At 35.1% G+C, this 23,173-nt stretch carries 22 protein-coding genes; 17 read left to right on the top strand and 5 right to left on the bottom strand.

Annotation, left to right across the window (positions count from 1 at the left end):
- The first annotated feature begins 26 nt into the window (after positions 1 to 26).
- The 12 genes from SBO79_RS03240 to SBO79_RS03185 all read left to right on the top strand — a co-directional run bounded on the left by SBO79_RS03240 (position 27) and on the right by SBO79_RS03185 (position 13,511).
- Positions 27 to 1,865, top strand: a complete 1,839-nt coding sequence (locus tag SBO79_RS03240; RefSeq protein ID WP_318641778.1) for a glycosyltransferase family 39 protein — start codon at positions 27 to 29, stop codon at positions 1,863 to 1,865.
- A 46-nt stretch (positions 1,866 to 1,911) separates the two neighbouring features.
- Positions 1,912 to 2,466, top strand: coding sequence for a hypothetical protein (locus SBO79_RS03235; RefSeq protein WP_318641776.1), 555 nt, complete (start codon positions 1,912 to 1,914; stop codon positions 2,464 to 2,466).
- Positions 2,467 to 2,615: 149 nt separating this feature from the next.
- The gene (locus SBO79_RS03230) at positions 2,616 to 3,872 is read left to right on the top strand and encodes an oligosaccharide flippase family protein (protein WP_318641774.1); all 1,257 of its coding nucleotides are present in this window, start codon (positions 2,616 to 2,618) and stop codon (positions 3,870 to 3,872) included.
- Between the two features lie 45 nt (positions 3,873 to 3,917).
- Entirely contained in the window at positions 3,918 to 4,595 is a 678-nt protein-coding gene (locus tag SBO79_RS03225) for an acyltransferase (protein WP_318641772.1), read from the top strand.
- The gene (locus SBO79_RS03220) at positions 4,596 to 5,855 is read left to right on the top strand and encodes a hypothetical protein (RefSeq protein ID WP_318641770.1); all 1,260 of its coding nucleotides are present in this window, start codon (positions 4,596 to 4,598) and stop codon (positions 5,853 to 5,855) included.
- Positions 5,821 to 6,990: a glycosyltransferase family 4 protein gene (locus SBO79_RS03215; protein ID WP_318641768.1), complete on the top strand. Its 1,170-nt coding sequence runs from the start codon at positions 5,821 to 5,823 to the stop codon at positions 6,988 to 6,990. The genes SBO79_RS03220 and SBO79_RS03215 overlap by 35 nt, the downstream gene beginning before the upstream one ends.
- Positions 6,991 to 7,026: 36 nt before the next feature.
- Positions 7,027 to 8,148: a DUF1972 domain-containing protein gene (locus SBO79_RS03210; RefSeq protein ID WP_318641766.1), complete on the top strand. Its 1,122-nt coding sequence runs from the start codon at positions 7,027 to 7,029 to the stop codon at positions 8,146 to 8,148.
- Positions 8,081 to 9,415, top strand: coding sequence for an O-antigen ligase family protein (locus tag SBO79_RS03205; RefSeq protein WP_318641764.1), 1,335 nt, complete (start codon positions 8,081 to 8,083; stop codon positions 9,413 to 9,415). The genes SBO79_RS03210 and SBO79_RS03205 overlap by 68 nt, the downstream gene beginning before the upstream one ends.
- 84 nt (positions 9,416 to 9,499) lie before the next feature.
- Positions 9,500 to 10,216 (top strand): 3-ketoacyl-ACP reductase, encoded by a 717-nt coding sequence (locus SBO79_RS03200; protein ID WP_318641762.1) that lies wholly within the window; start codon positions 9,500 to 9,502, stop codon positions 10,214 to 10,216.
- Between the two features lie 164 nt (positions 10,217 to 10,380).
- Positions 10,381 to 11,364 (top strand): UDP-glucuronic acid decarboxylase family protein, encoded by a 984-nt coding sequence (locus SBO79_RS03195; RefSeq protein WP_318641760.1) that lies wholly within the window; start codon positions 10,381 to 10,383, stop codon positions 11,362 to 11,364.
- A gap of 3 nt (positions 11,365 to 11,367) precedes the next feature.
- A complete protein-coding gene (locus SBO79_RS03190; RefSeq protein ID WP_318641758.1) occupies positions 11,368 to 12,735 on the top strand; it encodes an undecaprenyl-phosphate glucose phosphotransferase in 1,368 nt (455 codons plus the stop codon).
- Positions 12,735 to 13,511, top strand: coding sequence for a glycosyltransferase family 2 protein (locus tag SBO79_RS03185; RefSeq protein ID WP_318641756.1), 777 nt, complete (start codon positions 12,735 to 12,737; stop codon positions 13,509 to 13,511). The genes SBO79_RS03190 and SBO79_RS03185 overlap by 1 nt, the downstream gene beginning before the upstream one ends.
- Here SBO79_RS03185 and SBO79_RS03180 read toward each other — a convergent pair.
- Positions 13,489 to 14,805 carry a phenylacetate--CoA ligase family protein gene (locus SBO79_RS03180; RefSeq protein ID WP_318641754.1) on the bottom strand — a complete coding sequence of 439 codons (1,317 nt, stop codon included), beginning with the start codon at positions 14,803 to 14,805 and terminating at the stop codon, positions 13,489 to 13,491. The genes SBO79_RS03185 and SBO79_RS03180 overlap by 23 nt on opposite strands.
- Positions 14,806 to 14,927: 122 nt before the next feature.
- On the opposite strand from SBO79_RS03180, the gene SBO79_RS03175 reads away from it, so the two are divergent.
- Positions 14,928 to 15,554, top strand: a complete 627-nt coding sequence (locus tag SBO79_RS03175; RefSeq protein ID WP_318641752.1) for a hypothetical protein — start codon at positions 14,928 to 14,930, stop codon at positions 15,552 to 15,554.
- Between the two features lie 305 nt (positions 15,555 to 15,859).
- Here the strand turns inward: SBO79_RS03175 and SBO79_RS03170 are convergent, their stop codons facing one another.
- A complete protein-coding gene (locus SBO79_RS03170; RefSeq protein ID WP_318640627.1) occupies positions 15,860 to 17,311 on the bottom strand; it encodes an IS1182 family transposase in 1,452 nt (483 codons plus the stop codon).
- 557 nt (positions 17,312 to 17,868) lie between these two features.
- Here SBO79_RS03170 and purD point away from each other — a divergent pair.
- Positions 17,869 to 19,155 carry a phosphoribosylamine--glycine ligase gene (purD, locus tag SBO79_RS03165; RefSeq protein WP_318641750.1) on the top strand — a complete coding sequence of 429 codons (1,287 nt, stop codon included), beginning with the start codon at positions 17,869 to 17,871 and terminating at the stop codon, positions 19,153 to 19,155.
- On the opposite strand, the gene SBO79_RS03160 is transcribed toward purD, so the two are convergent.
- Positions 19,141 to 19,371, bottom strand: coding sequence for a DUF6341 family protein (locus SBO79_RS03160; protein ID WP_318641748.1), 231 nt, complete (start codon positions 19,369 to 19,371; stop codon positions 19,141 to 19,143). The two genes, purD and SBO79_RS03160, sit on opposite strands and share 15 nt — an antisense overlap.
- 48 nt (positions 19,372 to 19,419) lie before the next feature.
- Here SBO79_RS03160 and SBO79_RS03155 point away from each other — a divergent pair, with 48 nt between their 5' ends.
- The gene (locus tag SBO79_RS03155) at positions 19,420 to 20,349 is read left to right on the top strand and encodes a DUF6427 family protein (RefSeq protein WP_318641746.1); all 930 of its coding nucleotides are present in this window, start codon (positions 19,420 to 19,422) and stop codon (positions 20,347 to 20,349) included.
- On the opposite strand, the gene upp is transcribed toward SBO79_RS03155, so the two are convergent.
- On the bottom strand, positions 20,344 to 20,997 hold the full coding sequence (gene upp, locus SBO79_RS03150; protein WP_318641745.1) for a uracil phosphoribosyltransferase: 654 nt from the start codon (positions 20,995 to 20,997) through the stop codon (positions 20,344 to 20,346). The two genes, SBO79_RS03155 and upp, sit on opposite strands and share 6 nt — an antisense overlap.
- Positions 20,998 to 21,085: 88 nt before the next feature.
- Between upp and SBO79_RS03145 the strand changes: the two genes are divergently transcribed.
- Both SBO79_RS03145 and SBO79_RS03140 read left to right on the top strand, forming a co-directional pair.
- Positions 21,086 to 21,691, top strand: a complete 606-nt coding sequence (locus tag SBO79_RS03145; protein WP_318641744.1) for a DUF4254 domain-containing protein — start codon at positions 21,086 to 21,088, stop codon at positions 21,689 to 21,691.
- Positions 21,692 to 21,701: 10 nt separating this feature from the next.
- Positions 21,702 to 22,754: a glycosyltransferase family 9 protein gene (locus SBO79_RS03140; RefSeq protein ID WP_318641742.1), complete on the top strand. Its 1,053-nt coding sequence runs from the start codon at positions 21,702 to 21,704 to the stop codon at positions 22,752 to 22,754.
- 78 nt (positions 22,755 to 22,832) lie between these two features.
- Here the strand turns inward: SBO79_RS03140 and SBO79_RS03135 are convergent, their stop codons facing one another.
- Complete coding sequence (locus tag SBO79_RS03135) at positions 22,833 to 23,141, bottom strand: hypothetical protein (RefSeq protein WP_318641739.1); 309 nt, start codon at positions 23,139 to 23,141, stop codon at positions 22,833 to 22,835.
- Positions 23,142 to 23,173 lie beyond the last annotated feature (32 nt).

Here is a 23,173-nt window from a genome sequence, read left to right as displayed (position 1 = left end):
ATAATATTTTTATAAAAAACCTACAAATGAACAGAATTATTAATACGGTAAAAGAAAATGGGTATTTAATACTGATTTTACTCGTAGCAGCATTTCTTAGACTTTACCGTCTTGATTTTCAAAGTCTTTGGGTAGACGAGATTTTTACTCTCAATATGTCTGATCCAAGCATGCCGTCTGCACAATTTTACTTTGAAATGGAGTTGAGAGAAGGATTTCCATATTTGTATTTCTATCTATTAAAAGGATTTTATTTCTTTTTAGGCTATTCTGAATGGACTGCGCGGTTTTTCTCGGCATTGTCAGGAATAGCCTCAGTTTATGCAATCTATTTGCTAGGAAAAGAACTGTTTTATAAAAATATAGGACTTATTGCTGCAGTACTTTTGTGTGTAAATGAATATAATATCTTTATATCACAAGATGCAAGACCTTATGGATTTTACCTTTTTGCAATAATACTCTCCTTCTGGGCATTGATTCGTTTTGTAAAATTTCCAAGTCTCAAAACAGCTTTATATTACGGACTTTTTACAGGATTTGCATTAAATACAAACTTTTTCACTTTTGTAAATATTCTTTCGCAAGTCATTATTATTCTGTTTTTCATTGCAACACAAGCAAAGGAAGAGCGTATAAAGATTTTGAAATTCTCAATTATTTCAGGAATTTTAGCACTTTTACTATTTGCACCAAATTACAAAATGCTTGTGAAGTTACTGAACTTCAAATCATTTTGGGTGCCGGCTCCAGGCCCAACATCGGTAACTGATTTGATAACAAATTTCTTAGGTGATTTTGAATTTACAAAGTTCATTTTTCTTATTTTATTCATTTACTACATCTTTAAAGTCTTTAATTACGAGAAATCTACAGACATCAAGAAAATACATGAGGACAAGCTCCAATTGAGTTTTGTAGTATTATTTGGATGGACTTTTGTGTTTTTTGTATTCATCGTAGTCAAAAGTTATATGGACATCAGTTTGATGCTTGCACGTTACTTCGTGAGTGCTACAGCAGCAATAACTATGATATTAGCAATCGCTATCGGTTCAATAAGAAATACGATTGCGCGAAAATTTGTGCTAACGGCAGTTGTTATTTTGTCATTGATTAATTTATTTGTGGTCAAGGAATATTATAGCAAAGTTTCCAAGTCACAATTTAGAGAGATATCTGCCGAGATTGTGGAGAAGAACACTAATAGTGACATAGTGGTGTCTTCTTGGGGTTGGCTCTTTAATTTCTATCTAAAAGAAAGCACCGGGAGGAATACTATTGAAAGTCCCCTAAATGAGTACGTAAAAGATATGGCTTCAGGAAAAGTTAGTAATAATTCTTTTTGGTATGCAGATGCAAATGAACGTAATTACCTCTTGCCGTTAGAATTAGAGAACTATCTTAACGAACACTTTATTCTGAAAGAGACGATTGAGAAATATGACACATGGGCAAAGCATTATGTTTCTAAAAACGGAGACTCTCCATTTTTAAATATGAACCTGTTTCAAGATGCTCAATTTGATGGTAGTGGTGCAATGATATTTGTAAGCAATTCAACTTATACCTATCCGAAAATGACACTTGCAAAAGGCAATTATTCCATAATTATGCGCGGTAAAAGTTTGCCTGCTGAACCCATCAATAATGAAAATGCTCACTTTAATATTATTATAAATGGAGAAGTAGTGGGAAGTGGATTTTTAGATAATAAAGAAAATAATTCGGGATTAGTTGTAAATTACACTTCAGAAGTTAATCAGATGATTGTGTTGAAGATTGAGTATGATAATGATGTCAATATTAATGGAAATGACAGGAATGCAATTGTTAACTCAGTTCAAATAAATAAGCAGAAATAGGGAACCCACCAACCAATTAATGAATACTTTTACAAAAAATTTATATATGAAAATACAGTCGATGTGCTTAGTCGTAGTAGCTTTGGTCACTTTCTCAGCTTGCAAAAACGAAAAAAAGGTAGAAGTACCCAAAGAAGTGATTACGCAAGTTTTAGAGCCTAATTTTATTGTGGAGATCGAAGCGAAAGTTTCAGCTAAAGATGATTTTGCTGTGTATTATACAGAAGATAAAAGCAATGAGTTTGATGGAACCATGGCGGTTTGGACAGGAATTGATGGTGGGGATAAATTCCAAAAAGTCGCATTTCACCTGCCACAAGAAGTTGTTCCAACTAATATTCGAATTGATTTTGGTATAAATAAAGATCAGAAAGATATTAGTGTTAAAAATGTTACCATGTTATATCAAGGAATGTCGTTCGTAATACAAGGGGATAAATTTTTTGATTATTTTATTGATACCAAAGAGTTTCCAGCAACTGTTGACCCGGTAAACGGCACATTAGAAATTAAATATGAAGCAGGAAAATTTAAAACACCATATTTTTATCCTACTGAGAAGTTGTTGAAGGAAGTTCAGGCCATCTGTTATCCACAGTAATATCAGAAAAAGAAGTGCGAGATTTTCTAACAATAATCTTCTTCCAAAACTATAGTTTGGGATTAGTAATAGTTAATCTACTGATTATATTTCTGCTTACTGTAGCGCTCACCGAAGTTGTATCCTGATAATAATTATAAAATATTAGAATGATAAAAGCAAAACTCCGAAATCTATACCGAAACAAAAAGCTTAGCGATTTGTCTGTGTACGGATTTGGGCAAGCTTTTAATCTCGTAACTCCAATTCTAGTCGTTCCCTATATTATTGCTATTTGTGGAATAGAAAATTACGGAAAGATTGGCGTGGCGCTGTCCTTAGCATTCTTTCTGATTGTTTTTATCGATTATGGAAGTGAAATTATCTCTGTGCGAGAAATTTCGCTGCAGCGGGATAATAAAGTTACAGTTTCCGAAATATTTTCGACCACTCAGCTGGCAAAAACTATTATGCTTTTTATAATAATAGGATTTTGTAGCATCTTATTTTTCACAATTCCCTACTTCAAAGATGAGTTTTTACTTTACATATTTACGTTAAGCATACTAGTTGGTCAGGTGCTCAATCCAGTCTGGTTTTTGCAAGGTGTGGAAAACTATAAGCTAATTACAGTTGTCAATGTAGCTTCAAAACTGCTCTATCTCAGCTTTATCTTTTTCTTTATTCGTGAAGAAGGAGATTATGTTTTTGTCAATTTGTATTGGGGATTAGGAGCTATTATAGCAAATGTTGGAATGCTTATTTATTTGAATATTCATTATAAATTTAAAATATTAAGCAAAAATTTCGTTTCTGCTCGAAAGTATATTGTGCAAAATTTCCAAATTTTCACCTCTCAACTTTTCACTTCCTTGCAAATGTATCTGCCAATAATGCTCATCGGCTGGTTGGGAAGTAATGTGATGGCGGGACAGTACAAAGTGATTGAGCAAATTGTGGGGATTTTCAGAACATATATCCTGTTATCCTTCAACTTCTTGTACCCGAAAATTTGCTATGGTATGCAGGAAAGTTATAAACGAACAGTCAAATATTGGGCAGTCTCAAACGGAATCAATGCGGTATTTATATTTGTCTGTCTAATTGTGATTGCAACTTATAAGGTCGAAATTATTAATTATTTTACAAAAGCCGACATGTTGAAACTTACGGCTCTATTGCTGTTAGCACTTCTAATTCCTGCTATTCAGGCACTTCAAGTTCCTCTTAAACAGCTTTTGTTGGCCATGAATCATAACAAAGTTTATGTGCGAATTTCATTTGTACAGACCTTGCTGATTTTGTTATTAGTGGTCGTTTCACTCGTCTATTATGAATTATTTGCCGTTATTTGGGCTATAATTATTTCTGAATTAATAATTAGCTTTGCATACTTATTTTTTGTGCTTCGGTACAAAGAACGATAGCAAGGAAACTGCTATAATTTTATTCAAAAAAAGTCATCAATACTAATGCTCAAGAAGACGCTGCAAAAGATCTTGCATAAGAAAGGTAAAACCTACGAAATAGATTCAAATATTCCGGATGGTTTAATATTATATACCTTTCAAACAAGACTATTTATGCTGCTCCGCGGAATTTTATTTCTGCGTAAAAAAGTCTTTCTTGGTGCTGATGTCAAAATTCGAAATAAATCAAATTTTGCTTTCGGGTCGAACGTGACAATCGAAGCGCACACGATTTTGGATGGGTATGCATCAAATAAAATCATACTTGGAGACAATGCAAAAATCGGAATGTATTCCAAACTTTTATCAACATCGCATCTTGCCACTTATGGTAAGGGCATGACTATGGGAAACAACTCAGCGGTTGGCGATTTTTGCCATTTTGGTGCTCCAGGCGGAATTACGATTGGCAACGACGTGATCATGGGCTCGTTTGTTAGTTTCCATTCTGAGAATCATAATTTTCGAGATACTTCGAAGCTAATTCGGGAGCAAGGGGTCAATTCTAAAGGAATTATCCTTGGCAATAATATTTGGGTAGGAGCGAGGGTCACTTTTCTAGATGGGTGCCAAATTGGAGATAATTGTGTGGTTGCTGCTGGAGCCGTGGTCAACGGAATATTTCCTGCAAATTCAGTAATTGGTGGCGTTCCCGCAAAAGTGATAAAGGCAATAGTATAAATGAAACTACAACTTCCTCCAAATATTTTCTGGCAGTTGCTCTATGTGGCGTGTATTGCTGTACCCTATATCGGTAATTTTGAACTTACCTTTTTTACATGGTCGTTGACATTTGTATTGACATTACAGAAGAAATATTCTTTTGAAATTCTAAAGTTAATCGTCCCTTACATTATCATTTTAATCATCGCTTTTATATCTCATTTTAGATACAAAGGCACCGAAATTTATTTTGTATTCAGAGATATTACCTATTTATCCAAACCAATTATTGGATTTTTGGTCGGTTATCAATTATTTAAATACAACCATAAATTTGCGATGAATATGATCGTGAATACCGGCGTATTCATAGCGGTTTTTCATATTTACACAATTTTCTCCGCAATCTTTATTCACCACGCACGCACCGTTGCCGATCTTCGATTTTATTCGGGATACTTTAGTGATTACGAAATATATGTAGTGCTTCTGCTCATTTTTCATAAAGAATTTGGTTTAGAATATTCTAAAAAGAAACTATATATATTGACAACCATTGTCGGATTTTCGGCGCTGATGTATCTGTCTCGAACCAATTTCCTGCAGGTAATGATCTTGTATTTGGCACTAAAAGGAATTTTTGCGGTCAATAAAAAGTCGATTATAATTTTCGCATCTCTCTTTATTACAGGAATTGTGGCTTATTCTGCAGTTGTAAATTCAAATCCGCGACGGTCTGCCAAAGGTTTTGAAGGACTACTTTATAAAATTCAAGTAGCGCCGCTCGAACCTTTTAAAACTCACATCAATCGCAAGGATTACAAAGATTTCAATGACAATTATAGATCTTACGAAAATATTCAAACCATTAGACAAGTTTCTACAGATGGAACAATGGCTATACTTTTTGGTCGTGGTCTAGGTTCAAAAATCGATTTAAAACAATATGTGTATTTGGGAGATATGCGACTGCGCTTTATTTCAATTCTACACAACGGTTTTATGATCGTGTTCTTAAAATCTGGTTTGGTGGGAATTTTTATATATCTGTACACTATATTTTTCTTTTTTATAAATCGAAAAAGTACAAACCCCAAAGTCCGAATGATAAATTTACTCTTTTTAGGAACTGGAATATTCTTATTTATTTCCAATTGGGTATTTTTGGGCTTTTATAATCTAACCGAAACAAAATCTATTTTAATTGGGCTTTTAATCGCCTATCGCAAATATCTAATCGATAATGAAAAACATACTATTCCTGCATCAGTCAGCTGAGTTATATGGTTCAGACAAAACCATTCTGATGTTTATATGCAGTTTGGATAAAACAAAATACAAACCAATTGTTGTAATACCTTTTGAAGGTCCGCTTACTGATGAACTTAGAAAAAATGACATTACAGTTATTATTGCTCCAGTTCTAAAACTTTACCGTAAAATGTTTACGCCTGCAGGGATTCTAAAGTTTGCTCAAGAGTATCAAGACGGAATGAAAGCGTTGGAAGATTTGCACAAGAAATACAATTTCAGTCTAGTCTATTCTCATACTTTGGCAGTTTTAATTGGAATCTTATTCGCAAGAAAATTCAATATAAAGCACTTGTGGCATGTTCAGGAGATTTTGGCTAAGCCAAAGTTAATTAACCAAACCTTCAAGAAACTTCTAAGTTCAGAGTATAATGATGTAGCCATTTACGATTCCAAAGAAACCATGCGTTTTTGGATAGAAGGCAACGATAAATTGACCGCAAAATCAGATTTTGTTTGGAATGGCCTTGATGTTTCAAAATACGAAGAAATTTCAACTGAAACAATTGAGAATATTCGAACTAAATTCTTCAAAGTTAGCAATGAGCAAACTGTTATTGGGCTCGTGGGCCGTATAAATAGTTGGAAAGGACAGCAGTTGTTATTGGAAGCTTTTAATAAAATAGCAACCAAATATCCTGAAATTAAATTAGTCTTTATTGGATCGGCACCGCCTAATCAAGAATTTTTTGAAGAGGATTTAATTGCCAGAGTGGCAGAATTTAAACTTCAAGAGCGCGTTGTAATAATTCCGTTCCAAACGAATATCAATGATTTTTGGGCTTCGATAGATATTGCTTCGGTGCCTTCTACCGAGCCAGAACCTTTCGGGATGGTGGCGATTGAAGCGATGTTGCATGCAAAGCCGGTTGTAGCTGCCAATCACGGCGGACTCACCGAAATTGTGCTTCCGGGAGAAACTGGATTTTTATTCGAAAATAATAATGCAGATTCTCTAGCAGAATATTTGGAGAAACTTATTGTTGATAAAGACTTGCAGAATCGTTTTGGAAAAGCAGGAAAAGAGCGTGTATATTCTACATTTACATTGGAGAAACACACAGAAAAGATTGAAAAAATCTTTGAAGAAATTTTAGATTAATAAATATTTAAAGTCGTCATCACGGCAGAAAATTTTATGAAGATAGCAATATTAGGCACAAGAGGTGTTCCTAACTACTACGGAGGTTTTGAGCAATTTGCCGAATTTTTCTCGGTTTATCTCGTGCAGCAAGGACATGATGTTTCTGTATATAATTCACACAATCATCCGTATCAAGAAATAGATTTTCACGGTGTCAAAATAATTCATCAAAATGATCCCGAACATAAAATGGGAACTTTTGGACAGTTTATCTATGATTACAACTGTATTATGGATTCTCGAAAACGAAATTTCGATATCATTTTACAGCTAGGTTATACTAGCAACTCTATTTGGTATTTTTTACTTCCTAAAAATTCAATTATCATCACCAATATGGATGGTTTGGAATGGAAGCGTTCTAAATATTCAGCCAAAGTGCGTCAATTTCTCAAATTTGCCGAAAGGCTTGCCGCGATGAGCAGTGATCATCTGGTATCAGATTCTTTGGGAATTCAAACATTTTTGCAAAAGCAATACAAAAAAGAGTCTACTTATATAGCTTACGGAGCACATGCTTTTTACAATCCAAACGTAGAAATGCTCAAGGATTACAATGTAGAAGTTGGAAATTATAATATGGTGATGGCACGTTTTGAGCCTGAAAATAATATGGATATGGTGCTTGAAGGTGTTGCTCTCAATAGTGAGCAAGATCAGACGCCAATTCTAGTCATTGGAAACCATGATACCAAATATGGCGAATATTTAAAGTCTAAATTTAAGCAATACCCTTTTATCAGATTTGTGGGTGGAATCTACAATTTAGAACATCTTAATAATCTTAGAAATTACTCAAAGCTCTATTTCCACGGACATTCGGTAGGAGGTACAAACCCTTCGTTACTTGAGGCAATGGCTTCAAATGCGCTGATTGCAGCTCACAACAATGATTTTAATAGAGGTGTACTCAAGGACAATGCATTTTACTTTAAGGATGCCAAAGAAGTTCAGACTTTACTGAATACTGCGAAGAGGTCGGAAAAACTTAATTGGATTAAGAATAATTTTGAAGCGATTGAAAACGATTTTAATTGGGATAAAATAAATGGACAATATCTTGAACTTTTTGAAAAATGTCTATCAGAATCTAAAAAAAGAAACGCTTCAAAATAAAGCATTTTTCTTCCTGCTACTGATGCTTCTCGTGTTGCCTTTGGGTCATGCGGTGAATAGCTTTGCAGTAGCATTATTTGTTTTGGCGGCAATTGTAAGCTCAAGAAAGGGAGGCATCAAACTAGAATTTGTTTTGCTACTTCCAATATTACTTTATTTTCTGATGGCAGTATCGTTAATTTGGACACTGGATACTTCCGAAATTCTCAAGGCACTCGGAAAAGTTGTTCCTATTATCTTGATTCCGATTGCATTTATAATTATGCCCAAGTTTTCTGAAAGTAGCAAACAAAATTTTTTAAAATATTACAGCTACGGAATCAGCATCAGCAGTTTTCTGTTTTTGCTAAATGCTATCGTAAAATACTTTTTATCGGGCAATATCGAAGTGTTTTTTTACCATGAACTTGTTACCAAAGAAGTCAATGCCATTCATGTTTCGGTGTTTGTGGCGATTGGATTTTTCTATTTTCTAAATAAAAAATCTAAAACCTGGGCAGATAGAATCTGTATGATGATTCTAGCATTATTTATTTTACTTCTATCTTCAAAAAATATTATCATAGTATTTGTACTGCTTACCGTAGTTCATGAATTGATTAATTTTTTTAGAAATAAAAACAAAAGTTACATTCTACTATTAATTGTTCCTATAGCATTGGCAGCGGTATTTTTTACTTCAAATATCGCCGATCGATTTTTAATTGAATTTCAATCAAATGAAGAATCAGGAACTATAAATCAGGATATTGGTCAAGGACAAGTATTAAATGTGAGTGTTGCCGAAGCTTGGAATACCCAAAAGTTTTCAGACAATCAATATTTTCCCGGAACAGCTTTCAGAGTATATCAGGTTCGGATTTTTGCCGAACTGCTTCAGGAAGAACCAATCTTTTTTACCGGATATGGCCTCAATGCAACCGACGCTAAAATTTTGGCGAAAGCCAAAGAACATAGCATTTTTATGGGTAGTGAAACCCATGAGGGCTACCACGACAAAAATTTTCACAATCAATACATTCAGTTCTTTGCTGAACTTGGGATATTTGGATTTTTGCTAATCGTTGCGATGTTAGGAATTAATCTTTATAATGGTTTGCATCGCAGAGATTTTGTACATATTTGCTTTGCGATTTTAATGATTAGCCTTTTCTTAACCGAATCTTTCTTGGCTAGACAGCGCGGAATTATATTCTTTACGGCGTTTTATTGCCTTTTTAATTCGGGCTTATTCAATAAGGAGAATTCGAAGATTCAACGGCACTAAGGCATTTGAAACGTTAATTTAACGCTGCACAAATTCTTATTTGTAACTTTACATCTTCAAATAAATATAAAGATACAAGTAGCTATGGAAAATCTTCAAGGAAAAAAAGCAATAATTACTGGTGGTAGCAGAGGTTTAGGAAAGGCAACTGCTCTGGCTTTCGCCAAATTAGGAATCGATGTCGCAATTACCGGACGAGATGAAACTCGACTGAAAGAAACTGCCGAAGAATTGCGTGCTCTTGGAGTAAAAGCGACTTACGCATCCTTTGATGTTGGAAATCACCAAGAAGTAAAAATTGCAATTCAACAACTTGTACAAGATCTTGGTGGAGTTGATATTTTGGTAAATAATGCTGGAATTGCTGCCTTTGGAAAATTTCTAGAAATGGAAGCGGAGCAGTGGGCAAAAATGATGCAAACCAACGTAATGGGAATGTATTATGTAACTAGAGAAGTTTTACCATTTCTAATTGAAAAAAATCAAGGTGATATTATAAATGTTTCTTCTACGGCTGGACTTTCTGGTAATGCAGGAACATCTGCATATTCAGCATCAAAATTTGCCGTTATCGGACTTTCAGAAGCATTGATGAAAGAGGTGCGAAAAGATAATATTAGAGTTTGCACACTTACACCAAGTACAATTGCATCTGATATGTCTTTAGAATTGGGAATTACAGACGGTGATCCCGAAAAAGTTTTACAATCAGAAGATTTTGCCCAACTTATTGTGGCTTCACTTCAACTTCCTAGACGTGCCATGTTGAAATCAGCTTCGTTATGGTCTACAAATCCGTAATTTTTTAGTAGTTTATCTAGACTTAAGAAGCTATTTTATAAGTTCTAATCCATTTCTTTGAGTTGGTCAACTTTACAGTGCAGCACAATTGCAGCGGTAATAAATGGCTTAAATATTATGATGATATTATGGTTTTATCATATCTTGCAGGTTAAATTTTGAAGATGAAAAGAATACTTATCACTGGGGCTGCGGGCTTCTTGGGTTCGCATCTTTGTGACCGCTTTATTGCCGAAGGATATCATGTAATTGGTATGGATAATCTTATTACTGGTAATCTGAAAAACATCGAGCATCTGTTTAAACTTGAGCACTTTGAGTTTTACCACCACGATATAACCAAATTTATTAACGTACCTGGAGAGCTTGATTATATACTACATTTTGCTTCTCCGGCAAGTCCAATAGATTATTTGAGAATCCCTATTCAGACTTTAAAAGTCGGGTCACTTGGGACGCATAATTTGCTTGGATTAGCGCGCGTAAAAAAGGCGAGAATTCTTATCGCATCTACCTCCGAAGTGTATGGCGATCCTCTTGTACACCCACAGACCGAAGATTATTACGGAAACGTAAATACAATTGGACCACGTGGAGTTTATGACGAAGCCAAGCGTTTTCAAGAATCTATTACTATGGCCTACCATACTTTTCACGGTGTAGAAACACGCATTGTGAGAATATTTAATACTTACGGACCAAGGATGAGACTCAATGATGGTCGCGTAATTCCTGCTTTTATCGGGCAAGCGTTGAGAGGTGAAGACCTCACAATTTTTGGAGATGGTAGTCAGACGCGTTCATTTTGTTATGTGGATGATCAGGTAGAAGGAATCTTCAGATTGCTACACTCTGATTACGTTTATCCGGTAAATATTGGAAATCCTGACGAAATCACGATTAAGGATTTTGCTGATGAGATAATAAAATTAACTGGAACCAAGCAAAAAGTTGTTTACCATCCACTCCCGATGAACGATCCTTTACAACGCCAGCCAGATACTACTAGAGCTAAAGAACTTTTGGGTTGGGAAGCAAAAGTTTCTAGAGAAGAAGGTATGAAAATTACGTACGATTACTTCAGAAATCTTCCAGAAGAGCAACTTAAGGAAGAAGAGCATAAAGATTTTACAGGTTTTATTCACTAGCAAATGACTACAGCACAAATAGGTAGATATTCAAAATATATTCGACCATTAAGTATTATCTTCGACCTATTTGTCGTGGTACTTTTTGGATTATACTTTTTGCGAGAGCTAAATCTACACTTCATTGCTTTCGCTTTCTATCAAATTGTAGCATGGCTTACTATTGCAATTATAATTAAATTTTATGCGGTTTATCGTTTTACTACTCCGGTAGAAATTCTGAGAAAACTGTCACAGCAGATGGTGCTTTTTCTATTGGTTGTAATTGCATATTTTCCCTTTGTAGATACCGCTTTTTTTAGTGGAAATGCTGTTGCAAAGTACATGCTAGCAACTTTATGTGTGATAGTTACCTTTAAATTTTTGCTTTTTTATTATTTGAAAAAGTATAGAATTATGACCGGAAGCAACTTTAGATCCGCAATTATTGTAGGTTGCACACCGGAATCAAGACAGTTACGACAGCTATTTGATAAACGTGTAGACTACGGATATCGATTTGTAGGTTATTTTTCAGATAAAGTTCAAAACGAGGACGTTTTAGGTAGGATTGACGATATAAAGTCTTATGTAAAGCAGAATAAGGTAGATGAAATTTATTGTTCTCTTAATGAATTATCCGACGAAAGATTAAAAAAATTAATTACTTTCTCAGAGAATCACGGCAAGACGATCAAATTTATACCCGATAGCGCCCAATTATTTTCAAAAAATCTCGTTACAAATTATTACGAACTTTTTCCTGTATTATCGTTGCGCAAAACCGCTTTGCACGATCCTATAAATAAAATTATTAAGCGCAGTTTTGATATTGTCTTTTCTTTATTAGTAATGGTTTTTATACTTTCTTGGCTTATTCCAATTCTCGCAATTTTGATTAAGTTAGAATCTAAGGGACCAATATTTTTTAAACAAGGTAGACCAGGACTTGACGAAAACGAATTTTCTTGTTATAAATTTAGGTCAATGCGGGTGAATTCAACTACCGAAGTTGAAGCTAGAAAAGATGATCCGCGCGTAACAAGAATCGGAAGATTTATCAGAAAAACTAGTATTGATGAGACGCCACAATTTTTGAATGTTTTAATCGGAGATATGTCAGTGGTTGGTCCAAGACCGCATCTTTGGGCTCAAAATTACGTATACGGGCAAAAGATAAAGAAGTATATGATTCGTCATTATATCAAACCTGGCATTACTGGACTTGCTCAAGTACGTGGGTATCGAGGTGAGATAGAAACAGATGAAGATATGATAAACCGCATTAAATTTGATGTGTTTTATATAGAAAATTGGTCACTACTTTTGGATATCAAAATAATAATTCAAACCGTTATCAATATCTTCAAAGGAGAAGAAAAAGCCTATTAATGGCGCCGCTTGTCTCCATAATTATGCCCGCCTACAATGCCGAGAAGTATATTGAGCAGGCAATTCAAACTATTCAAAATCAAACTTTTACCAATTGGGAACTTCTTATTGTTGATGATCTTTCGACAGATACTACGGTCAAAATTGTTAAGCACGCTTGCGCGAAAGACAGAAGGATTTCAATACAGCAGCTGAATCAAAATTCGGGAACGGGTGTTGCAAGAAATACAGCACTCCAGAAGGCCCAAGGAAGGTATATTGCATTTCTTGATGCCGATGATCTTTGGCGAGAAGACAAGTTAGAAAAACAACTTGCCTTCATGCAGGCCAATAATTATCCATTTTGTTTTAGTCATTATGATTTGATCTCTTCTGATGGCATAGAGACTGGAACGCAGATTACAGCGCCAGACACTTTGAGTTTTTCGAATATGTTTACTTCCAATTGGATTGGGAACCTCACTGCAATATATGATTCTGAAAAAGTAGGAAAATTAACGATAGATAATGCACGTAAAAGACAAGATTGGACTTTGTGGCTTGATATTCTTAGAAAAGTTCCATTAGCTCATGCAATTCCCGAAAGTTTGGCCTTTTATCGAATTGGAGATCAGAGTGTTTCATCTGGTAAAGTCGCGCTTCTGAAACATAACTACAATGTTTACAGAAAATTTCACAAACTAAGTATTTTTGCGTCTCTTGCTTCTATGGTATTATTTCTATGGATTCATTTTCTAGTCAAACCAGTTTATATCAAGAAATTACCTCAGAAGTAAATTGTTTTAACTTTCCTGCTGAACTTCGCTCCAAAGTTTTTTTTCTGTTTAAAATTAAAGTCAGCCCAGGTTCCAAGAATGCCGAAAAGGCACTTTTAATATTTTCAGTTTCAGTGGTTGTCAGAGGGTTATCACTTGTATATATAATCTCAAAAGTATTTGGTTTGAGCTGGACAATTACAAATTCTTTTACATTTCCTTCGTCGTCAAAAAGCTTTTTGGTGATAGAGTAAAAGGTCATTCCCGAAGCGATTTTTCCGCTAGGTAATATTGCAATATCGTTGGTCCGACCGGTCAGTTTTTTTAGAATCGGATATTTTGCGGTACTATTTTCGGACAAAGCGCCGCGATCTCCCACTTCATATCGAATCATAGGATGTGCCTTATTGTACAGAGCAGTCACCACTATTTTTCCTTCTTCGCCCAAAGGCACAGGATTGTTATCATCATCGAGAATTTCGACAAACACGGTTTCGGCATTTACAAGCCATTTTCCTTCGGGATCTTCTAGGGCAATGATATCAAGTTCAGCCGAACCATACTCGTTGATTACGGGCACTCCAAATTGCTCTTCCAGCAAAATCTTATCATCGGCAAAAAGCATTTCGCTTGTCACCACGCAAACGCGAAGAGTAGGGCAGATGTTTTTGAGAATAATTTCTTTCCTCTGCAGAAATTTTGCCAGCAAGACTATCGAACTTGTGTAGCCATTGATATAATAAAATTTCTTATTTCTAAATTTTTCGACAACTTTTTCTAGTGCTTGATCGCTAGAATCAAAAATATTAAAACGAAAGCGATGACTCAGAAAATCTTTGATTCGAACTTTGGTTTTACCTAAAAAATCAACCGGCATGCCGTAGAATCTAGCCTGCCAAGATTTGTTGTAGTTCACGCCGTGCCAGTGCATTTTGCGCATAATGTTTGCCCAAATCAAAGCGTGGTATTCTTTGTCTTTGGCAAAAACAAATGGCGCACCGCTCGATCCGGAAGTTTTGTTGATATAAACATTTTTGATTGTAAAGTCATTCGAAAGTCTTTCAGCTAAAGGTCTTTGCAGATCTTTTTTCTGCATAACGGGAAGATCAGTCCATGTGTTGGTAACTCGATTTCCAATGAATTCTTTATAAAAGGGATTGTTGGCAAGGTGGTATTCTAGGATTTCTTTTTTTACATCATCTGTGAATTGAGCATATTTATCTTCTGAAATACCTACAATCGCAGCTAATTTTTTGCGTGCTTTCGCCATCGGAAAACCATTTACTAGAAGTGATAAATCAAAAAGGTTCAGCATAGATAGTGGTGTTTTACTCAAAAGTACTATTTTTATGCAGGAGCTGTAGGAAAATTAACGGTTTGTTAGAGGGTGAGTGGGTAAGGAAAGTATAAAAGTGCAGGTGAAATAAAAAGGTATCTATGAGAAACTTGAAGTTGTTGAGAATTACACATTTTCTCACTTTATTAGTGGTAATAACTATTTGCAATTCTTGTTTTGAGAATAAAACTGATTTTAAGTCGGAATTCATAAAGAATCTAACGAATGATAGTATTGGCTACTGGGATAAATGGCCGGATGAATATAAATATGGTGTTAAAGATGGGCCAATTTATACGTATGGTTTTAATCAAAGAGGCACTCTTGAGTATTATAGTATGAGACATGATTTGATACTAAGTGAAGAGACAGATAAAAGGGCTCAAAAGTTCGTAGATAGCATTGGAAACACAGTTTATGTCACAACGGAGGCTATTGGAAAAAGAATGTATATTGAGTTGGATTCGATACCACGCCCCCGATCTTTTAAGACAAATAAATGGGTAGTAAGAAATGATAGTACGTTAAATTTCATGGATGTATATAGCTACAAAATAATTCGATATTCTAAAGACAGTATAATTATGAAGCTCACTTCACTCTATGGACATCCTTATGAAGACACTATTAAAAGGTTTGAGATTCTCTATAGGGTAAAAGAGAGTGACTTGAGATTAGACATAGAAAGTAAAAAATTAAAAGATTCTGTGGATAGGTTAAGAAGGTGATTTGCGACAGTGCGGATTTATAGTTCGTGAGCGTAAGCTGATTTTTAGCTTTGCTATTTGAATATTTATAAAGAAAATTACGCTTTGCTTTGGCGAAACACCCCGCCCTTCGGGGAGGCTGCTGAAAAAGTATCTGTTTCTCAGAACATATTAAGAAGGTCGAGTAAATAAACTTCGTTTTATTTACTTGACCTTCTTTTTTGGTGTTTATTTTTTCAAAAAAGTTCAAGCTTTATAAGGCGTTTATACACTTTTATAGGATCGTTATGGAGTCTGTGATGAAGATTTTTGATCTTGTAGATTTTCTACACATTTAATTTAAGTATTCTTTTCAAATTCACGGTGAAAATTGCTAATGCACCCTGCATTTGCATATTTTCTATTCCGTAAGCATTTGCTCGACCATAACCGTGCACATTTTTTAGCTCACTGTTTTTAGCTTCTATTTTATATCTGTGTTTTGCCTTCTCTTTGTAAAGTTCCGATTCTTGAAAATCCATTTGTGCCTTATGTAAATCTGATTTTATAGACACTGAATAACTTTTACTTTTCGCGCCAGGTTTGTAACATCCATCTCTTAATGGACAAGTTTTACATTTCTCCACATCAAAGTAAAAGGTGAGTATTTGATTTGTTCCGACATTCTTTTTTCCTTGCTTTGATTTCTGTATCGCCATATGACCCGCTGGACAAACAAACATATCAGCATCTTTATTGTAGTCAAATTTATCTTCTTCTTTTCTACATCCTTGGGTTATTGAAGGATTTAATCTTGCTACCACTTTTATTTCTTGTCCAGAAGTTAATTCAAGATTTTCTTTTCCAGAGTATGCACCATCGCCAATGATAGTGTCTACTTTTATTCCATTGTTTTGACTGATCTTTAAAAGAGTTGGTAATTCAGGACCATCTCCTCTTTCTCCCGAAGTAACTACTGCCGCTGTAATTATACGTTCTTCGGTCATTGCAATATGAGTCTTATAACCAAAGAAGGAGCTATCGGCTGATTTGTGTCCTATTTTGGCATCTTTATCTTTTGACAAGTTTAAGTTCTCTTGAGTGTCTTCAATTGTTTCTTTCAATAGATTCAATTTTTCTTTCACTACAGGGACTAAGCTCAATGTAGTATCCGATTCAATTGCTTTTATAAGTTCTTTAGAATAGGCGATTTCTTTCTGTAAATCGTTATTCTCATTTTTCTTGGGCATTCGTTCTTTCCAATCTGGATCTAAATTATAGACAGCTTTACGTAAAAGTTTTGAACGTTCTTTCAAAACTTGAAGAGCAGAAAATGGATTTGATTTTGATAAGGTGTGAGTAGCGTCAACGATAATTGATTTTGAATTTACAATTCCTTTTTCAATAGCAATAGCAACCGTTTTCCCAATTAAAAGATTCAACAAATCAGAATCCTTTAATCGTAACTTTCTAAAATTTGTTAATGAACTCGAGTTTATTACGCCATCTTCTGGAGCCATTTCAAGAAAGTATTTAAACGACATATCGAAACGAGAACGCTCCACAACATCAGCATCCGAAATAGAATAGATTGTTTTCAATAGTAAATACTTAAACATACGGACAGGACATTCTGCAGTGCGTCCATTATTGAGGCAGTATTTGCTAACCAATTCATCGTAAATAAAAGAAAAATCAATTAGGTCATTGATTTTTCTAAGAAGATTTTCTTTAGGTATAACTAAGTCATACAAATCGGAATACGCACTTAACTGAATTTTTTGCTGCTGTAATAACATAGTAAAAGCCTTAATAATCAGTACTAAAAATACGAAAAAAGGAGCGTAAACACTACAGTTCACACTCCTTTTAATTGAAAAATATGTCACATTTTTGAAGGGACTTTTTCAGCAGCCTCCCCTTCGGGCACCCCTCTTGAAAAGAGGGGAATTTTGGAGTGTGGACAACTGTTTAATTTTGAAGGATTTTTAGTTATTGTAAAAGTTTAATTTTCTCTTTTCATTCTGATTATTTCAATCTTTTTGATCATTTCGGCTCTCCGTTCAGCCCCGATGGGAATGGAAAGCAATGCCGCAAAACAAGGTAGATTTTTGCTGAGAATAATGAGCGACCAACGGAAGCTCCATTATTATCTTGCAAAATCACCTTGTTTGTGGGATTCTTGGAAAGTACAGCGGGATAAGCTGCCAAAAAATAATCATGAATAAACTTCTAAGAACGCTTCTGCAATCTGTAAATCCTTAAATCATTCAATCTTTAAATTTTTCAATATGGAAAATTCTTAATTCCGCAAAAAACCCGCTATTTTTGCCTGACAACTAAATAATACTTACAGATGACAATTTTATTATTAGGATCAGGCGGAAGAGAGCATGCTTTTGCATGGAAAATGATTCAGAGTCCATTGTGCGAAACCCTTTTTGTGGCGCCAGGAAACGCGGGAACAGCTGCTATTGCTACCAATGTGGCGATGAATCCGAATGACTTTGATACGGTTGCCAAATTTGTTTTGGACAATAATGTAAAAATGGTCGTGGTAGGGCCTGAAGATCCTTTGGTAAATGGAATTGTAGACTATTTTAAAAATCGTGAAGATTTGAAAGATATTGCTGTGATTGGTCCTTCTCAACAAGGAGCAGCACTTGAAGGAAGTAAAGAATTTGCAAAACAATTTATGGTTAGACATAATATTCCGACTGCGGGATATGATAGTTTTACGGCCGAAACGGTAGAGCAGGGTTGTGAATTTCTAGAGACATTATCTGCACCTTATGTATTGAAAGCGGATGGGCTTGCGGCTGGAAAAGGGGTGTTGATCATCGATAATTTGGCGGAAGCTAAAACCGAATTGCGCAATATGCTTATCGATGCCAAATTTGGAAATGCAAGTTCGAAAGTAGTAATTGAGGAGTTTCTTGACGGAATTGAACTGAGCTGCTTCGTAATGACCGACGGAAAAAGCTACAAAATTCTACCTACTGCGAAAGATTACAAACGCATTGGTGAAGGTGATACGGGCTTGAATACTGGCGGAATGGGAGCAATCTCTCCTGTGCCATTTGCAACACCATTATTGATGCAAAAAATTGAGGATAGAATCGTAAAACCTACGGTTGACGGTCTTGCCAAAGACAATATCGATTACAGAGGATTTATCTTTATAGGATTAATTATAGTTAAAGGCGAACCTATTGTAATTGAATACAATGTGCGAATGGGAGATCCTGAAACAGAGGTCGTTATACCAAGAATACAATCTGATTTAGTTGGACTTTTCCATGCAATTGGAAGTCAAAGTTTGGCACTTTCTAGTGTGGAAATTGACGCAAGATCAGCGGCAACTATTATGCTTGTTTCGGGTGGATATCCTGAAGATTTTGCAAAAGGAAAAGAAATTACCGGAATTGATTCGGTAGCGATTGAAGATGCTTTGATTTTCCAGGCGGGCACAAAAGCTGAAGGAGATAAAGTGTTAAGCAATGGTGGGCGCGTAATCGCGGTAACTGCTTTTGGCGAAAACATAGATGAGGCCATAAAAAAATCTTATCAAAACATAAATAAAATTAGTTTTGATAAGATGTATTATAGAAAAGATATCGGATTCGACTTATTTAAAGAATGAATGCGCTGTAGTATCTTGATAATCTTCATTGTTTGATTTGTGCAACTGCAATTGTTTTACCCAGTAAACCATTGCAGTAGTGCAAATTATTACAAAGATCCAATTGATAATATTGGCACCAAACCAAGTAGTCAATTCTAATTCTCTTAGAAAATTCATTGGTAAAAAAAGAAAATCTACAAAGAGTGACTGTATTCCTTCAAAAAATGCTTTCATTTTTAAACTTGTATTATATTTACAAATACAAAAGTATAAAATATCACCATGATAACAAGCCTTTTTAAAAAATCTACACCAATTAATTATGCATTAGTCCTTCTAGTGGTTTTATTTTGTTTTTTTTTATATCATTTTGATAATGCCAAGCCAGATTTTTCTGTTGCTGATTTAATTCAAAAAGCGGGAATATTTGTAATTATTTTAGCGTCTTTATTTTTGTCAAACTTCATAGCAAAAAAGAATTCTCTGAGCAAAGACAGTGCGTACACAATATTTTTCTTTTTTCTGATGCTGTTGTTTTTTCCAAAGTTATTGGACAATGGCAATCTATTAGTTTCTAATTTCTTCATTTTATTATCCACCCGGAGAGTACTGTCCCTGCAGTCTGATAGCAATCAGAAAGAAAAAGTATTTGATGCATCATTATGGGTTTTTGCTGCCGCACTTTTTCATTTTTGGGCTATTTTGTTCATTTTTGTAGTGTTTGTTTCGGTACTTTTTTCGGCTGCTCGCGATTATAGAAACTGGCTCCTGCCATTTATTGCTTTTATCACGGTATTTATAATTTTTCTGCTTTACTCATATGCCATAGATGCTGCGGCTATAGAAGTACTTATAAAAAAGACTACAACATCATTTAAGTTGGATTATTTTGCTAATACCAAGGAAAATATTGCCTTTAGTATATTTGCGGCAATTGCGATTTATTTAATTTTTTCGCAGATAGCGGCCTTGCCAAAGAAGCCAATAATAGTACAGTCGGCTTACAAAATAATAATATTGTCGCTGTTTGTGGGAATTTTTGTATTCTTGATTTCTCCTTTAAAAGGCAATGAATTGTTAATTTTTACATTTCTGCCCTTAGCAATTATGGCAACCAATGAAGTCGAGGGGGCAAAACACAAAGTTCGTCAAGAGCTTACGGTTGGTGTTTTAATTGTTTGTGCGCTGTACTTGTTTATTAGTCAACTATAATTTACTTCCGTATGCCAAATCTCCGGCATCACCAAGACCTGGAATTATATAGTTTTTTTTATCTAGACCTTCGTCTACTGTGGCAATCCATAAGTGGCAGTTGGCAGGAATATGCTCTTTTAGAAATTCAATTCCTTGTGGTGCAGCGACAACAACAGCGAGATGTATTTCTTTTGGAGTACCCCTTTCTAGCAGCTTATTAAAAACGGCGACCATCGATTGTCCCGTTGCTAACATAGGATCTACAAGCAATAAAATTTTTTCATTAATCACCGGAATTGCTTGGTATTCGACAAAAATTTCCGACTCTTTTTCGGCCGTGGCCTGGGTTCTATAAGCCGAGATAAAACCATTTTCCGCTTGGTCTAAATAATTCAGAAATCCTTGATGAAGTGCAAGTCCGGCTCTTAAAATACTACAAAGCACGAGCTGATTTGCAATTTCGGAAGTGTCTTTTTTTCCTAAGGGAGTGGTGATTGTGATGGGATTGTAATCTAAATTCTTGCTTAACTCATAACTCATAATTTCGCCAATGCGCTCAATATTTCTGCGAAAACGCATACTATCTTTTTGAATATCAACATTTCTAATTTCTGATAGAAAGTGGTTGAGTACACTATTGTTTTCTGATAAATGATGTATTTGCATTGAAAAGCTATAATTAGGGTTAGTAACTGAAATTTTTTTCAGACTATAAATGTATAAAAAGTATCTTTGGTTTTTAAATCCAATTAATATGTTTTCACAACTTGCATTTTCTGTTTTTGAACAAAGTATCCATGACTACCATGTTTACGATAGTGTTGACCAACAAATAAACAATCCTTTTCCAAAAGAAAAAATTGAGCATCTATTATATCTAAAAAACTGGATTGACACTGTTCAATGGCATTTTGAAGATTTAATTAGAGATCCCCAAATTGATCCAGTTGCTGCATTGGCGTTAAAACGTCGTATTGATGCCTTTAATCAAGAGCGTACTGACATGGTTGAATATATTGACAGTTATTTTTTGCAAAAATATGCAGGTGTTGAAACTAAGCCAAATGCAAAAATCAATTCAGAAAGTCCAGCTTGGGCAATCGATCGTTTTTCGATTTTGGCCTTAAAAATTCACCATATGCGAGAAGAAGCTGTTCGAACCGAAGCTTCGGAAGAGCACCGTAAAAACTGCGAAATCAAATTAAATATCTTGCTGGAGCAGCGCAAAGATTTGGCAACAGCCATAGATGATTTGCTAGAAGATATCAAAACCGGCGAAAAGTATATGAAAGTTTACAAACAGATGAAAATGTATAATGATGTAGACACTAATCCAGTTTTGTATCAGACTAAGAAATAATTAATCCAATTTGTCTACAAAAATCACACATATAGCCGTCATTCGCCTCTCCGCAATGGGAGATGTTGCAATGACGGTACCTGTGATTTCCGCTTTCGCGAAAAGGCATCCGGAGATCAAAATAACCATTGTTTCAAGAAAATTCCTTAAACCATTATTCGATGCTATTCCCAACTGCGAATTTCTTGCTGTTGATACAAATCAGCGACATAAAGGATTTAAAGGCATCGTACAGCTATACCAAGATCTAAAAAATATTGGGGTAGATGCAATTGCCGATTTGCATAATGTACTTCGGTCGAAGGTTGTGCGCTACTTTTTTTCGGCAACCAATATTCCGACAGCCGCGATAGACAAAGGCAGAAAGGAAAAGAAAGCTCTAGTACGTTTGAAAAATAAAGAGTTCAAACAGCTTAAAACTTCCATGCAGCGCTACCTTGAAGTATTTGAAGATTTAGGATTTCTGATTGATGAGAGTTCGATTAAATTTTTAGAAAAACTTCCATTTTCACGAGGAACAGAGCTTTTTGCGGGAAAATTAGCCCTAAAAGCGTCAAAGTGGATCGGAATTGCTCCTTTTGCACAGCACGATGGTAAAGTTTATCCAGCCGATTTGATGCAAGAAGTAATCAGTCAATTAGCTAAGAATAATGCGAATACGCTGTTTTTATTTGGCGCAGGCCAAGAAGAAATTCAACAATTAAATACTTTTAAAGGAACGCTTGAAAACGTAATCGTGGTGGCAGGGAATTTAAAATTTGGCCAGGAATTAGAACTAATTTCGAATCTTGATGTGATGTTGAGTATGGATTCTGGCAATGCACATCTTGCGGCAAATTACGGTGTTGCCGTAGTTAGTTTATGGGGAGCAACACATCCTTTTGCAGGTTTCGCTCCCTTTGGACAACCTCAAGAAAATCTGATTACTTCAGATCGCGAGAAGTATCCGCTTTTGCCAACTTCGGTTTATGGAAATATAGAAGTTCCCGGATACAAAGATGCAATGCGAAGTATACTACCTGAGCGCGTTGTTAATGTTATTGAAGGAGTTATTTCAAAGTAAACACTAGTAACTATACAGTTAATAGTAATAGGATTGTAGTTCAAAAAAATTGGGAAGTCAAAATTGAAAACGACCTAATTATAATCCAAGTCTGCTATTTCGATTCATTTCAAAAATATAACTACTCAAATTCTGAATGGCTTCAGAATAATCAGGAAGATCATACCCAAAGCGTTCGTGATCCATTTCTTGTTGGCGAATATCTGCACAACTTTTTACAACTTCCTTGAGCATATCAAGCATGATTAGCTCTTTGTTGTTGGCTTTTTCAAATTTGAATTCGACCAACTCATCTTCCAAACTCTCACAATACGACAAAAGTTGTTGGACTTCTGGTTCGTCCAACAACAATTGCGCATTTTTGAATATGTCGAGTTTGTTTTTCAATCTAATTAGGTATTAAGATGGAAGTATAACGT

The organism is Flavobacterium ardleyense (assembly GCF_033547075.1).
GTDB lineage: Bacteria > Bacteroidota > Bacteroidia > Flavobacteriales > Flavobacteriaceae > Flavobacterium > Flavobacterium ardleyense_A.
The sequence above is the reverse complement of the archived record's forward strand: the minus strand, read 5'-3'. Positions and strand labels throughout refer to the sequence as shown.

What these genes read in the sequence shown, in the direction of transcription:
- SBO79_RS03240 (WP_318641778.1), top strand. Translation starts at nt 27, where the DNA reads ATGAACAGAATTATTAATACGGTAAAAGAAAATGGGTATTTAATACTG.
- SBO79_RS03235 (WP_318641776.1), top strand. Translation starts at nt 1,912, where the DNA reads ATGAAAATACAGTCGATGTGCTTAGTCGTAGTAGCTTTGGTCACTTTC.
- SBO79_RS03230 (WP_318641774.1), top strand. Translation starts at nt 2,616, where the DNA reads ATGATAAAAGCAAAACTCCGAAATCTATACCGAAACAAAAAGCTTAGC.
- SBO79_RS03225 (WP_318641772.1), top strand. Translation starts at nt 3,918, where the DNA reads ATGCTCAAGAAGACGCTGCAAAAGATCTTGCATAAGAAAGGTAAAACC.
- SBO79_RS03220 (WP_318641770.1), top strand. Translation starts at nt 4,596, where the DNA reads ATGAAACTACAACTTCCTCCAAATATTTTCTGGCAGTTGCTCTATGTG.
- SBO79_RS03215 (WP_318641768.1), top strand. Translation starts at nt 5,821, where the DNA reads ATGAAAAACATACTATTCCTGCATCAGTCAGCTGAGTTATATGGTTCA.
- SBO79_RS03210 (WP_318641766.1), top strand. Translation starts at nt 7,027, where the DNA reads ATGAAGATAGCAATATTAGGCACAAGAGGTGTTCCTAACTACTACGGA.
- SBO79_RS03205 (WP_318641764.1), top strand. Translation starts at nt 8,081, where the DNA reads ATGGACAATATCTTGAACTTTTTGAAAAATGTCTATCAGAATCTAAAA.
- SBO79_RS03200 (WP_318641762.1), top strand. Translation starts at nt 9,500, where the DNA reads ATGGAAAATCTTCAAGGAAAAAAAGCAATAATTACTGGTGGTAGCAGA.
- SBO79_RS03195 (WP_318641760.1), top strand. Translation starts at nt 10,381, where the DNA reads ATGAAAAGAATACTTATCACTGGGGCTGCGGGCTTCTTGGGTTCGCAT.
- SBO79_RS03190 (WP_318641758.1), top strand. Translation starts at nt 11,368, where the DNA reads ATGACTACAGCACAAATAGGTAGATATTCAAAATATATTCGACCATTA.
- SBO79_RS03185 (WP_318641756.1), top strand. Translation starts at nt 12,735, where the DNA reads ATGGCGCCGCTTGTCTCCATAATTATGCCCGCCTACAATGCCGAGAAG.
- SBO79_RS03180 (WP_318641754.1), bottom strand. Translation starts at nt 14,805, where the DNA reads ATGCTGAACCTTTTTGATTTATCACTTCTAGTAAATGGTTTTCCGATG.
- SBO79_RS03175 (WP_318641752.1), top strand. Translation starts at nt 14,928, where the DNA reads ATGAGAAACTTGAAGTTGTTGAGAATTACACATTTTCTCACTTTATTA.
- SBO79_RS03170 (WP_318640627.1), bottom strand. Translation starts at nt 17,311, where the DNA reads ATGTTATTACAGCAGCAAAAAATTCAGTTAAGTGCGTATTCCGATTTG.
- purD (WP_318641750.1), top strand. Translation starts at nt 17,869, where the DNA reads ATGACAATTTTATTATTAGGATCAGGCGGAAGAGAGCATGCTTTTGCA.
- SBO79_RS03160 (WP_318641748.1), bottom strand. Translation starts at nt 19,371, where the DNA reads ATGAAAGCATTTTTTGAAGGAATACAGTCACTCTTTGTAGATTTTCTT.
- SBO79_RS03155 (WP_318641746.1), top strand. Translation starts at nt 19,420, where the DNA reads ATGATAACAAGCCTTTTTAAAAAATCTACACCAATTAATTATGCATTA.
- upp (WP_318641745.1), bottom strand. Translation starts at nt 20,997, where the DNA reads ATGCAAATACATCATTTATCAGAAAACAATAGTGTACTCAACCACTTT.
- SBO79_RS03145 (WP_318641744.1), top strand. Translation starts at nt 21,086, where the DNA reads ATGTTTTCACAACTTGCATTTTCTGTTTTTGAACAAAGTATCCATGAC.